The sequence below is a fragment of the Bacillus sp. CH30_1T genome, from assembly GCF_008364765.1.
GTDB lineage: Bacteria > Bacillota > Bacilli > Bacillales > Bacillaceae_B > Rossellomorea.
The window spans coordinates 49,330-62,046 of the sequence record NZ_VTUY01000008.1 but is presented as its reverse complement, the minus strand read 5'-3'; the positions used below and the strand labels follow the sequence as shown (position 1 = coordinate 62,046).

The window sequence follows — 12,717 nt, the reverse complement described above, 5'->3', positions numbered from 1 at the left end:
TGATACTCCTTTCTTAGATCCCTACACCAAATGAGAATAAAAGAATCGCTAATGCTAATCCGATAAGTGGGACAATGACGGTTACTGCACCTACCGCACCATACGCTTCTCCATGTGATTCATTACAAATCGAGCGAATCGTCGTCACGACATATCCATTGTGCGGCAATGAATCCAGTGCTCCTGAAGATATCGCCACTACCCGGTGAAGTGCTTCAGGATTCACACCCATATCAACGTAGTGAGGAGCGAGGATCGGCAATGCGATCGCTTGACCACCGGATGCTGAACCAGTCATACCTGCTATCACACTGACTGCGATGGCTCCACCGATCAATGGGGATCCAGGAATATTCGTCATGACATCAACGGCTGTACTAAAGGCTGGAACGGCTTTGGCCACTCCTCCGAACCCAACAACGGCTGCTGTGTTACCGATGGCAATCAATGCTCCGACCGTACCTTCGGAAACAGCACCCCAGAAGCCTTTGAAATATTTGCGATTTAACACATAAGCCGAGATCACGCCACCTAATAAGGCAATAATAAGTGCTGATTGTTTTAAAGAATCGTGGAAAGTGAAAGCCAGAATAAGTACGACTAATAAAGGAATTAATCCCATGAAAGGGTTAGGTAAAGGTCTTCCTTCATCAATGACCGGATCTTCTTCACGTGAATGGAACTTCTCTCCTTTATTGACTGCTTTGGTGATCATACGCTTTAACCACCAGTAGCCAAACACCGCCATAAACACCGCGACGATCAAGCTGACTTCCCAGCCTGCATATGGTGTTGTACCAAGATATTCAATCGGAATCCAGTTTTGGATTTCCGGTGAACCTGCAGATGTCATCGTGAACGTGACCGACCCGAATGCTAATGCCGCAGGAATGAAACGACGCGGCAGATCCGCTTGTTTAAATAAACTAACGGCCATAGGATAAACAGAGAATGCCACTACAAAGAGACTGACTCCCCCGTATGTTAAAACCGCACAGGCAAGCACAATGGCGAACACGGCATACTTCATCCCTAGTTTTTCAACTACAAACCTGGAGACACTATCAGCGGCCCCGCTGTCTTCCATCACTTTTCCGAAAACGGCACCCAATAAGAACATCAGATACCAGGCAGCGACGAAGCTTGTAAAACCTGACATATAGTTTGAAACGAGATTCGCTTCCCCTTCACCCGCTAACTGCGGAAAGAGCGGCATTCCACTCAACACTGCTACAAATAAAGCCGATATGGGACCAACAATCAATATGTTCATGCCCCTCATCGTTAAAAAGATTAATAAAATGAGTCCTCCAATAAGACCGATCATGCTTAACATGATATTTCCCCCTTTGTTCTCTAAAGATGATCACCCGAAAATGAAATCGTTTACATTTTTATCTAATCTTCTTCTCTCCTTTCCATAAAATACTTTCAAATAGAATACATGCAATAATTGTGCCAACTTTCAGATTACTAATCAATCACTCATTTTCTCACGCACACATTACAAGAATTCCAGGATTCTGGACAAATTCAGCATTTTAGTCACGAAATGTACATATTTACACGAAAAATAAAACAGTCCGGAAATATGGACTGTTTTCCACATTTCCGGACTTCCGGCACAACCATATCATAGAAGCTGATATTTATTTAATTTCTCATACATGCTTGATTTACTTATCCCCAGTGTCTCAGCAACCTTTCGTTTGTCGTGCTGATGAGTTTGCAGACTTTGAATCAACACGGACTTCTCCGTTTCTTCAAGGATTTCTTTTAATGTTTTAGAGTCGACATCATATAAGTTTCTAACCTTCATATAAGAAGGCAGTGACTGAAGAGATATCCAGTTTTCATTAGACAAATAGGTGGAAGCGTTAATGACATTTTCTAATTCACGCAGATTCCCTGGCCAGCTATAGGAACTAAAAATCTGCATCACTTCGTTTTCAAACCCTTGGATCCGTTTCCCTGATGATTTTGTGGATTTTTCTAAGAAAAAGGCAGCTAAATTCTCGATATCTTCCTTCCTCTCACGGAGAGGCGGAATTTGAAAGGGGACTACATTAATACGATAGTAGAGGTCGCTTCGAAATCGCTTTTCTTCCATCATTTTTTCAAGTGGGCGGTTCGTGGCTGCGATGATGCGGACATCCACATGTTGAACACGGTTTGAACCGACTGCCTCGACCTCCCCTTCCTGTAAAGCCCTGAGAAGCTTCGCCTGCATGTTGAGAGGCATGTCCCCGATTTCATCAAGGAAAAGTGTTCCCTTATGAGCCAGCTGAAACTTCCCTTTTTTCCCACCCTTTTTCGCTCCTGTAAATGCTCCTTCTTCGTAACCGAATAGCTCTGATTCCAGAAGCTGCTCTGGGATCGCGGCACAGTTCACTTTAATAAAAGGTTGTCTGCTTCTTTCGCTCAGCTGGTGAATACTATGGGCGAACAGCTCTTTACCCGTTCCGCTCTCACCTCTGATCAGGATCGAAATATCACTGGGGGCAATCATTTGAGCTTTGTCCTTCAATTCATTCATTCCGGGTGATTCACCGATGATATCATTCAGCGTGTATTTCACGCCGGTATTGATATCCTGGATGTAGCTTTGAATTTTCGACATCATGTTCTTTACGTGAGAACTCATTTGCATCCATTCACTCGTATCCCGGAAGATCACCGATCCAAATGCTCCTATCACCTTCCCATCAACCCGAATCGGAATTCGATTGGCGATCATATAGTTTCCTTTTATATATTGAAGGTCCGCCACTTCCTCTTTGCCACTGCCTGCAACGATATGCATACGTGTGTTTTCGATGACGTTAGTCACATGTGAACCGATTGCTTTATCTCGTTCAACCTCAAGAAATTTACAGTAATTGTCATTTATATAAATAATCGTACCTTCGTTATCAACGACGACCAACCATTCAAAAGCGTTCTCAAGAATGATTTCAATCATTTCGACGGATACCTTTTTTAATAAGCTCATTTCCTTTGCCTCCTCTGTTTTGAAAGAGAACATATACATCTATAGTAGCACATACATTCACTGTCGTTGCGTAAATGAATGCGTTTTTCCAATCATTTCAATTACCAGTATAAATAATTCTAAAACTTTCTATAATCTAAGCGATTAGATTTTTTTTGTGAAATAGTATTGTTTTCTTATGAGTCCTATGCTATTCTATTATAGCGATGAGCTGAATTGTGTAAGTCGGGGATCACGTCCTTGTGACAACAAACGATGTGGCGTTTGCTGATCTCTCGCCTCAATTTTTTGCAAGTGGGCTTCCGTAGGAAACGGGAGCCCTTTTTATATGGAAAAAACAAACCCCAATGAATCCTCATTGGGGTTTTCTTTATTGTTGAATCGATACGGAGACTTCGCTTTTCTTTTTCAGCGGTCGGTCATATTGACTGGTAATGACTAATGAGACCATGAAGAAAGCGATCAACGTCAGAAACAGCACCTGCATGCTGAATACGTCCACTAATACTCCTCCGATAAACGGTCCGATCATTCTTCCTCCTGTTGCTGTACTGTTGACGATTCCCTGATAGAATCCTTCTCTCCCTTTTGGAGCAAGTGAGTTAGCAATGGTAGGAACAGCCGGCCATATGAGCATTTCACCAATCGTCAGGATGATCATCGCAATGGCAAACCATTGAAATTGATCAGCCATCGAAGCCACTGCGAACGAAACCATGAAAATAATCGTCCCAATCATAATTTGAAGCTTTAAATTATGTTCAAAACGCTTGATTGCTTTTGATAAAAGTGGCTGTGCAAGCACTATCAGCGCTCCATTGATCGTCCACAATAAGCTGTATTGTTTCAGGCTGATATTGATCTCCTGGGTGTACGTTGCAATGGTGGATTGCCATTGTACATAGCCCATCCAGCATAATAAATAGGCAACGCAAATGAAGAGCAGGGCCTTCATTTTCGATTTATCCCTTATCACCTTAGACTCATTCAAAACGGATGTTTGATGACCGTTAACTGAAATGTTTCGATAACCCAATAAGGCAATGAAGAAAAAGACGATATACATACTAAGATTCGCTAAGAATATATAGTTAAAGGAAAACGAGGCTACGAATCCTCCTAATGCAGCTCCAACAGCAACTCCAATATTTTGCGCCACATAGACGGAATTGAATGCTTTTCGGCCGCCTTCAGGCCATACCGAACCTGCCATGGCATACATGGAAGGAAAGACGATCCCTGAGCCAAATCCAACAATGGTCAAAAAGACCACATAGTGAGGCCAGCCATGCCAAATATTCATCCCGACCAGAGCAGTCAAAGTAATAGAAATTCCTACTAATATCGAGCGGTATCCACCAAACTTATCAAAAAGTGTTCCTCCGATCAAATTTCCTATTACACTCGCTCCAGCGTTCATCATCAGCACAATTCCCGCTACAGACAGTGATTTCCCTAAATTCTCATGAAGATAAATGGTATTAAGAGGCCATAAAAAAGAGGCACCTGTCACATTCACCATCATTCCAATGACAAGTAACCATAATGATTTGGGCATGATTCTGCCCCCTTTCCACTATTTTATTTCGAGTCCCAAAAGGATTTTACTCTTTTTTGTGAAAGGGGGCAAGAATTATTTCTTAAAATAGATGTCCTTTTTTTCTACTAAAAAAACCAGGTGCCCCATTATAAAGAGCACCTAATTTCAGTCCATTATTTTCCGTTATGATGATCGGATTTAACAGGCTGTCCCTTTTTTTCGTAGCGCTTTTTTGCAGCTTTGACAGGATTGTTTTCAGCTCCGAATTCTGTATCTAAATTACGGAAATCACTGCGGGTTTTTTGTTCAGGGTTTTTTTTATCAGAACGAGTGGTCAATGTAATTTACCTCCTACTACATTTGGATCATGATCTAACAGAATCATCTCATTTTGTAAGGCCTGAAGCTGAAGTCTCATGCGATGCAATTGTTCACGCTGTTGAGAGTTGGCGCTATTGGCTAAATGAGCCACATCATTCACCGCTGCTTCAAGTTGCTGCATGGCTTGAGTGTATTCCACATCGTGGTAATGCTCTTGCTGTGTCCCTGATTTATATTGTTCTTGAGCGTAACGAATGGCATCTTCACACTTTTGAATGCATTCATCAACCGAATTTCTTGTTGCCATTTCGACTACCTCCTTGACGTATAGAATAAAGAAGAGGAAGGTCCCATCCTTACTCTCCTCCATCTTAGTTTGAACCTGATTGCCCGTTTCAGAAGTGGTAATCTTCGCCTATTTCTCTATGCAGGATACATTTGACCCCGTGTTCATGATAAAATCTTTTTGAGCGTCATACATACTGTTACACACATTGAAACGTAGGAGGTGTTTGTCATCGAGACAAACCCATTTCCATATGCCACAGATTTAAAGCGATATCATACATGGAACTACCATTTACGAAATCACTTTGGACATAAAGTCTTTAAGGTTGCCCTCGATGGCGGCTTTGATTGCCCGAACCGGGATGGCACGGTTGCCCATGGCGGCTGTACCTTCTGCAGTGCTGCCGGCTCTGGGGACTTTGCCGGAAGCAGGGTCGACTCCTTAGAAAAGCAATTCATTGACATTAAAGAAAGAATGCATAAGAAGTGGAAAGACGGGAAGTATATGGCGTATTTCCAAGCATTCACAAACACTCATGCACCTGTGGATGTGCTAAGAGAGAGATATGAATCAGTTCTCGGGCAAGAGGGAGTTATAGGTATTTCCATCGCTACCCGCCCGGACTGTCTTCCTGACGATGTGGTCGAATACTTGGCTGAATTGAACGAAAGAACCTATTTATGGGTAGAACTGGGCCTGCAAACCGTTCATGAGAAAACCGCCGGATTGATCAATAGGGCCCACGATTATCAGTGCTATGTCGATGGAGTCAATAAATTAAGAAAACACGGTATACGGGTGTGTTCTCATATTATTAACGGACTTCCTCAAGAAGATGAAAAAATGATGATGGAAACGGCAAGTGAAGTGGCCAACCTTGACGTCCAGGGAATTAAAATCCACCTCTTGCATTTGCTGAAAGGAACTCCCATGGTCAAGCAATATGAAAAAGGACTGCTCGACTTCATGGATTTCGATCATTACGTGAAACTGGTTTGCGATCAGCTGGAAATAATACCTCCTGAGATGATCGTTCACCGCATTACGGGGGACGGACCTATCGACTTAATGATCGGACCGATGTGGAGCGTGAATAAATGGAGTGTATTGAACGCGATTGACGATGAACTTAAACGCAGGGACAGCTGGCAGGGAAAATTTTATAAAGTGGATGTGAAAGCATGAAATTAGAACGAATCTTACCTTTTGCAAGAGAGCTTCTGGAACGGGCTGTCAAACCAGGAGATATTACAATAGACGCAACACTCGGGAATGGACATGACACCTTATTCCTGGCTAGATTAGTCGGAGAAAATGGCCGGGTATACGGTTTTGATATTCAAGAGGATGCCCTAGAAAACACTAAAGAACAGCTCATCACCCATAATCTTGCTCACCGGGTGACACTCTTTCATCAAGGGCACGAGACAGTGATGAACGTAATTCCTCCCGTGCATCACGGAAAAGTGACCGGCGCAATCTTTAACCTTGGGTACTTACCCGGCGGCGACAAGGAAATTGTCACCCGTCCGAAAACAACGATACTCGCCTTGAATCAAATCCTGGAAATGATGGCACCTGAAGGGATCCTCGTCCTTGTCATTTATCACGGTCACCCGGAAGGAGCGGTCGAACGGGACTATATCCTTCGCTACGTGGAAAAACTGGACCAAAACTACGTCCACGTCCTTCGCTATCAATTCATGAACCAGCTGAATAATCCTCCATTTATTGTGGCATTGGAGAAGAGATAAATAGAAAAGCGTCAGGGCTTTACCTAGAGGCGGCCAATAAAAATAGGGATGGACCTTTTCGAGATCCGTCCCTATTTTTTCTATTTGTTATAACATTTCGTTTGCTATTAATTCAAATGATTTGAGTTTGTCCTGGAAGTCGTATGTGATGCTGACGAGCATGATTTCATCTGTTTGGTACTGTTCACTGAGTGAAAGTAGTTGTTCTTTCACCTTTTTAGGATTTCCGACGACCATGCGTTTGCGATTTTCGCGCACTCTCATTTCTTCAAATGGGGTGTACTGATAAGCTGCCGCTTTCTCAGGACTAGGTGTCCCGTTTGAACGCATGCCTTGTTCAATCATTAAGATCGCCAAGTCTATGCTGGATGCGACCCTTTCTGCTTCTTCATCCGTTTCAGCACAGATGGCAAACACGGCTACGATGTTCTTTGGGTCCTTCAGGTATTTGGAAGGAACAAAGTTATTTCTGTACGCCTGTGTATATTGAGGGCCGCCTTCCCCGTTAATAAACTGGGCAAAGGTATAAGGTAATCCTTTTTGTGCTGCCAGCATCGCACTGGACGGACTTGAACCAAGCATCCATACTTCAGGCATCGTTTCGATCATCGGGGCTGCCGTTAATCCTTGATAGGGATGAGTATCCGGTAATGAATCGGTTAAATACCCCAGCAGATCATCGATTTGTTCAGGATATCGATTGACGTCTCTCGGCTTCCCGTCATGCAGGGCCATCGTTGCCATCGGCATTCCGCCAGGTGCCCTTCCTAATCCTAAATCAATCCGATTCGGATTCAACCCTTCAAGCAATCGGAAATTCTCAGCTACTTTGTATGAAGAGTAATGAGGAAGCATGACCCCTCCGGAACCGACACGGATCCTTGATGTATTCTGTGCCAGATGAGCGATCAATACCTCCGGCGAGGAACCCGCAAGTCCCGTTGAATCATGATGCTCGGATACCCAGAAACGTTCGAATCCCAACTTCTCGACATGTTGTGCTAATTGGACTGTATGATTTAAAGCCTCTTGTGGGCTCATTCCTTCTGAAATGGGTGACTGATCTAAAACACTTAACTTCAAAATGGACATCTCCTTTAATTGATGTGAGTATTATTATCAATTCAGTAGTAAAAAATGTCCAATAACATGCTTAAAGGATGACTGCCGAGATGGCAGTCACCCTTTTTGGTTTATTTCTTGCTTATTTCGATTCTTCCGACTGAACGATCTTTACTTTGACCAGTAACTTTAATTTTCAATCCATATTCAGGTACATTACGTCCTGCATCTGGTATATCTTCATTCAAATAACTTCGATTATCATTGAAAACCGGGTTTTTCTGTGTATGTGGATCCAGCATTACTAAACCTAATGATTCATAATAATCCAGGAACATGAACTTAGATCTATCCATACTGAATGCAGCATCATGGATTTGATATCGAGTGGATGCAACTGAGTTATCACTCCATTTTAGTTCTCTCTGGTCTGCATCTACTACTCCCAAGAAACCTTCACCCGGGTGGGCACCAGTCCAGTTATCTCCATATTTTTCATCTGCATACCAAATTATTAGGCCTGGATCGTACGACATAAGACTGTTACCACGGCGGATGTGAGCCAAACCTTCATCTACCCCCTGGTGGTTTCTCCATTCGAGCAGGTAATAATGCTCAGAAGTTTTCACTCCATTTTCTTTTGTGAATCCTTCAAGTGTAACTTTTTCTTCACCTTCTACATCATCGAAGAATATTTCATTACCGTCTGAAGTCACTCTGATATCATCCACATATAAACCTTGATTAACCGCTGCAACATCTGTCCAATAGTTTAGTTTTACTTGAATTTCTTTCCCTGCATACTGACTTAAATCAAATGTGGCATCTACCCATCCATCTGAATTCCCAGTGATTCCATGACCAGGATTTTGATCGTGCGGATTTGTATCTGTTGTTACATTTCCTGGAATGCTCGTCCAGTTTTCACCGTCTTCACTAACTTGAACTGAACCATAATCCCAATCTTGTTCAATGTCATACCATGCTTTGAATGTAAGTTCTGCATTTTGAGAAGATGTTAAATCTACATTCATGACCGCAGAATTATCCAGGTCATTGCCACTTCCACTGAAGTACTCATATTCTCCGCTAAACGGTGTATTCACCACTGTTTCTTTATCAGGGAGGTTAATTTTAAGAGCATCAGGGTTTGTCCCTTTTGTATTTGCCTGATCCAGGTAGACTTCGATACCTTTTTTATTAATGTCTTCCAGATCAACTTCTTCATGTTTCAGCCAGTTTCCACCATGTGCTGCTTGCAGAAATTCTTTCGACCAAGCACTGAATCCTGTTGGTTCTGTTCCAGGAACCTTACCGGCCCAGCTTCCGCTTGCCATGATGGACCAGTATGCTACCGCTTCACCGGCACCTGTGTATTGAGTGTCATATTCATCAGGTAATCCCAGGTCGTGACCATATTCATGGGCAAATACGCCAGCAGCTCCATCAGCTGGTTGAACTGTATAGTCATATGCAGCCATATTGCCACCCCAATATGGAACTTCCGCTTCCGTGCCATCTACAGGGAACACATCCCCTAAATTCCAGCGATGAGACCAAATCGCATCCTCACCAAGACTACCTCCACCAGCTTCTTCCCCTACTGCTGAATGAACAATCATTAAATGATCTACCAAGCCATCAGGTTCACGGGTATTTCCGTCTCCATCAAGGTCATAACGGTCTTCCTGGTCATAATCAGACAAGTCCACTTCAGGGTCATTTGCTGCCGCTGCTAAAGCTTCGCGTACAAGTCCCCTCGCATCTTTATCATTATCACCTGTTTCTGGATCATTCCCCCCATAAGCTGCTGCCGGTTTAGAAGCTTGATACCATCCAGCTACCTCACCTTCAACAGAATAAGCCCCATCCGTTTGCTGCTCATAAAATTGCTTCATGGAAATGAGGTTTTCACCATTTGGACCTGTATATCCGTTTTCTCCAAATACCATATCCTCATAATGCTCTTTTACGTAATCTTCATAATACATATCCGAATCTTCAGGTTGGATGGAATTATGTGGGAAATCAGGGAATTCCATTAGTAATACTAGAACTTTATCGGTTCTCTTTTCACCGGTGTAATCCTCTTCCACTACAGGGTCTAAATCTCTTTTTTTCTTTTTATGCTTATCGCCCTTTTTGTGCTTATCGATATCTTTTTCAATTTTTTCTTTCTCTTCTTTTAATTCACCGTCATCTTCCAGTTCCTTTAAACCTTCAGATTTCTCTTTCAAGAACTTCTGGACAGCTTTTTCTGCTTGTACAGCTGTAGCATTCTTAGATAATTTACCGCTCTTTTGGAGCATTTCAATCAACTTCTCTTCATTCGCAATGGCTAAGTCGAATGGACCTTCACCATGTGAATGAGATTTCTTCACCGCCGGCTTTGCTAACACATTTTCAGGCACTGTGGTTGCAGCTGATGCAGGTACAGCAAATGCCCCTACACTCAATGCCGCAGCCATGGCCATCGATAATACTTTACGTGATTTCAAACTTGGTTCCCCCTTTTTTATGTACTAAATTTTTACACTAATTAAAATATACTCCATTATTCTGAAAAGTAAATCTTTTCAGAATACATTAGTTATTTAGTATGACGAAATAACACATTTTTAGATACATAGTACGATATTCCGCTAAACTACAGATGGGTAAATTGTCGTAAAATAAAAGATATCAACGATTAATATTTGTATAATTATGGTATTAACCGTCGAATTTAGTATCCCTTCACCCAACTTTAGTTTGATAAAAGAGACAATAAAAGGGACGGACCTTCGACACTAGTGTCGAAGGTCCGTCCCTCTTTTTCAGGATGTTTTTTTGCGATTTCTCCATTTTCGGTATATTTTTCCATTGATGTAGAAGAATCTGGTGATCCAGCCGGCTTGTGCGATGAATTGTTTGGAGAAGGATTGTACTTTTTCTTGTTTGTTTGCCTTGTCGTCTGACAGGTAGACGCCGATGAGTCCTTTGTTAATCAGGCGGTGAAAATGGGCATGTGGCAGTTCATGGGTGTGTTCGTCTGCTTTTTGAAGAAAATGAAGCAGCCGTTCTTTTAAATGCTCATCATCCTCGTAATAAAAGCAGAAGTTCAAGTCTCCCCCCTCATGGTCCTCATCCTGGTCAATGAAGTAATCAAGAAGGATATGTAAGCCTTGAATATATGGAAAATATCCACGTTTGATTTTTTCTGTGTGCGACGGCTGAAAATCGCTTCTGCATGCGTATGACACTAAACAGAAGATGCCGAGTGTTGATCCAGAACAGGCGGAAAACTCGTACCAATTCATTTCCGGAAGGTTCGAACGGTGAGTTTCAAACCAATTCTGCAGCCTTCCTACCCTTTCTTCTTTTTTAACATGTTTATGTATCTGCAAGTCGCAGTAGTATTCACAAAGCTGTATAAGATCCTTATTGATGTTCTCGTAGTGATGTAATGCTTCAAGAACGGACTGACAGCTAAGCACTAAATCTCTCAGATACCCCCCGTCATCCTGATCGGTCCTTAAAGCATAGTAATTGGCAGGCACAGCACCCACCGTAAGGGCGTCTTTCATGGATTGATGAAGAAGGGCAAAATCGTCGGGATCCAGGGAAACGCTCCGATCACAGAGATTATCCAAATAATCGCTTATTGTCTGATAGGCGACGATAAATCGAATCGTGTCTTCTTTTTTATCCAGTGCCAACAGGGAAAGGATCGATCCACCTTCACAGTGAAACGTTTTATGTTCGATACTGGCCAGGGCCTGACTTCTTAATTCCTGATTGGGGATCGCTTCCGCCCGCCTCTTCCACTCATCTAATTCTTTATGAACAATCGGAAAAACATTTCGGTATACTCTTGTCATTAACGAAAAGGGATCACTTGGGATCGACACCTTTACCACCTCTTTTACAAAATGTATCCTAGCGCTTTCAAACGACTTTCAATGAAAATATTGGAGTATTCAAAGATATCTTCTCTTTCTGGTTCATTATAGATTTCATGATAGCATTTCGGCCATTCTTTGTAATGCATTTCAGATAAAGACAGTTCGTTGAACCATTTTTTCACTGCTTTTTTATCGACAATTTTGTCATCACCAGCCTGCAACACGAGCAAAGGAACGTCAGGCATTTTCTCCAGGTTTACAAAAGCCAGTTTTATCGCTTGGGCGAGCTCCCTGTACCAGCGGACAGAAACTTTGGTGATATAGAGTGAATCGTTGCTGTCGATTTCACGTACATCTGCATTTCTCGTTGCCATATCGATCGTTAACCCTGATGGAAACTTCACCATGGGAGCGATTTTATTCAAACCGTGGGACAAGAGCTCGATCGATTTTGATGGGGTTGTGACCAAACCTAAACAAGGTGAGGACAAAATCACCCCTGCCAGGTTTACGTGAGTTTCCTGAAGCATACGGACCGCAACAAGCCCCCCCATACTGTGACCAATCATAAATACAGGCAATTCAAATTGATACGCAGCCTGTACCCAATCTTTCACTTCCACTATATAATCATCAAACGAATCAATATGTCCTCTTTGACTTCTCGATGTCATACCCTGACCTGGTAAATCCCCCATGATGACATGGAAGCCCGCTGCACGCCACATTTCAATGAGCCAACCGTACCGACCATGATGCTCCATTGCTCCATGAATGATAACGATGACTGCCTTTGCTTCTTGATCTGTTTCCCATTTCCACATGGCAATTCCTCCTTAATAGTTCTCTAAGTGTATAAATTCTGCTACCATTAT

At 42.5% G+C, this 12,717-nt stretch carries 11 protein-coding genes; 2 read left to right on the top strand and 9 right to left on the bottom strand.

Annotation, left to right across the window (positions count from 1 at the left end; genetic code table 11):
• Nucleotides 1–13: 13 nt before the first annotated feature.
• The 5 genes from F0342_RS17100 to F0342_RS17080 form a co-directional block, all read right to left on the bottom strand.
• Nucleotides 14–1,336 carry a GntP family permease gene (locus tag F0342_RS17100; RefSeq protein WP_149157066.1) on the bottom strand — a complete coding sequence of 441 codons (1,323 nt, stop codon included), beginning with the start codon at nucleotides 1,334–1,336 and terminating at the stop codon, nucleotides 14–16.
• 297 nt (nucleotides 1,337–1,633) lie between these two features.
• A complete protein-coding gene (locus F0342_RS17095; protein ID WP_149157065.1) occupies nucleotides 1,634–2,992 on the bottom strand; it encodes a sigma-54 interaction domain-containing protein in 1,359 nt (452 codons plus the stop codon).
• Nucleotides 2,993–3,362: 370 nt separating this feature from the next.
• Nucleotides 3,363–4,550 carry an MDR family MFS transporter gene (locus F0342_RS17090; protein WP_149157064.1) on the bottom strand — a complete coding sequence of 396 codons (1,188 nt, stop codon included), beginning with the start codon at nucleotides 4,548–4,550 and terminating at the stop codon, nucleotides 3,363–3,365.
• Between the two features lie 155 nt (nucleotides 4,551–4,705).
• Entirely contained in the window at nucleotides 4,706–4,870 is a 165-nt protein-coding gene (locus F0342_RS17085) for a hypothetical protein (protein WP_044340322.1), read from the bottom strand.
• On the bottom strand, nucleotides 4,867–5,160 hold the full coding sequence (locus F0342_RS17080; protein WP_149157063.1) for a YtzC family protein: 294 nt from the start codon (nucleotides 5,158–5,160) through the stop codon (nucleotides 4,867–4,869). Before F0342_RS17080 ends, F0342_RS17085 begins: the two co-directional genes overlap by 4 nt.
• A 201-nt stretch (nucleotides 5,161–5,361) precedes the next feature.
• Here F0342_RS17080 and mnmL point away from each other — a divergent pair, with 201 nt between their 5' ends.
• Both mnmL and mnmM read left to right on the top strand, forming a co-directional pair.
• On the top strand, nucleotides 5,362–6,327 hold the full coding sequence (gene mnmL, locus F0342_RS17075; RefSeq protein ID WP_149157062.1) for a tRNA modification radical SAM protein MnmL/YtqA: 966 nt from the start codon (nucleotides 5,362–5,364) through the stop codon (nucleotides 6,325–6,327).
• The gene (gene mnmM, locus F0342_RS17070) at nucleotides 6,324–6,896 is read left to right on the top strand and encodes a tRNA 5-(aminomethyl)-2-thiouridylate-methyltransferase MnmM (RefSeq protein WP_149157061.1); all 573 of its coding nucleotides are present in this window, start codon (nucleotides 6,324–6,326) and stop codon (nucleotides 6,894–6,896) included. The genes mnmL and mnmM overlap by 4 nt, the downstream gene beginning before the upstream one ends.
• An 87-nt stretch (nucleotides 6,897–6,983) precedes the next feature.
• Here the strand turns inward: mnmM and F0342_RS17065 are convergent, their stop codons facing one another.
• The 4 genes from F0342_RS17065 to F0342_RS17050 form a co-directional block, all read right to left on the bottom strand.
• Nucleotides 6,984–7,988 (bottom strand): LLM class flavin-dependent oxidoreductase, encoded by a 1,005-nt coding sequence (locus tag F0342_RS17065; RefSeq protein WP_149157060.1) that lies wholly within the window; start codon nucleotides 7,986–7,988, stop codon nucleotides 6,984–6,986.
• 101 nt (nucleotides 7,989–8,089) lie between these two features.
• Complete coding sequence (locus F0342_RS17060; RefSeq protein WP_395940699.1) at nucleotides 8,090–10,456, bottom strand: immune inhibitor A domain-containing protein; 2,367 nt, start codon at nucleotides 10,454–10,456, stop codon at nucleotides 8,090–8,092.
• A 318-nt stretch (nucleotides 10,457–10,774) separates the two neighbouring features.
• The gene (locus F0342_RS17055; protein ID WP_149157059.1) at nucleotides 10,775–11,848 is read right to left on the bottom strand and encodes a tetraprenyl-beta-curcumene synthase family protein; all 1,074 of its coding nucleotides are present in this window, start codon (nucleotides 11,846–11,848) and stop codon (nucleotides 10,775–10,777) included.
• 14 nt (nucleotides 11,849–11,862) lie between these two features.
• Nucleotides 11,863–12,666, bottom strand: coding sequence for an alpha/beta hydrolase (locus tag F0342_RS17050; protein ID WP_149157058.1), 804 nt, complete (start codon nucleotides 12,664–12,666; stop codon nucleotides 11,863–11,865).
• Nucleotides 12,667–12,717: the final 51 nt, after the last annotated feature.

Coding starts and splice junctions, on each gene's coding strand:
- F0342_RS17100 (WP_149157066.1), bottom strand. CDS start 1,336: ATGTTAAGCATGATCGGTCTTATTGGAGGACTCATTTTATTAATCTTT.
- F0342_RS17095 (WP_149157065.1), bottom strand. CDS start 2,992: ATGAGCTTATTAAAAAAGGTATCCGTCGAAATGATTGAAATCATTCTT.
- F0342_RS17090 (WP_149157064.1), bottom strand. CDS start 4,550: ATGCCCAAATCATTATGGTTACTTGTCATTGGAATGATGGTGAATGTG.
- F0342_RS17080 (WP_149157063.1), bottom strand. CDS start 5,160: ATGGCAACAAGAAATTCGGTTGATGAATGCATTCAAAAGTGTGAAGAT.
- mnmM (WP_149157061.1), top strand. CDS start 6,324: ATGAAATTAGAACGAATCTTACCTTTTGCAAGAGAGCTTCTGGAACGG.
- F0342_RS17065 (WP_149157060.1), bottom strand. CDS start 7,988: ATGTCCATTTTGAAGTTAAGTGTTTTAGATCAGTCACCCATTTCAGAA.
- F0342_RS17050 (WP_149157058.1), bottom strand. CDS start 12,666: ATGTGGAAATGGGAAACAGATCAAGAAGCAAAGGCAGTCATCGTTATC.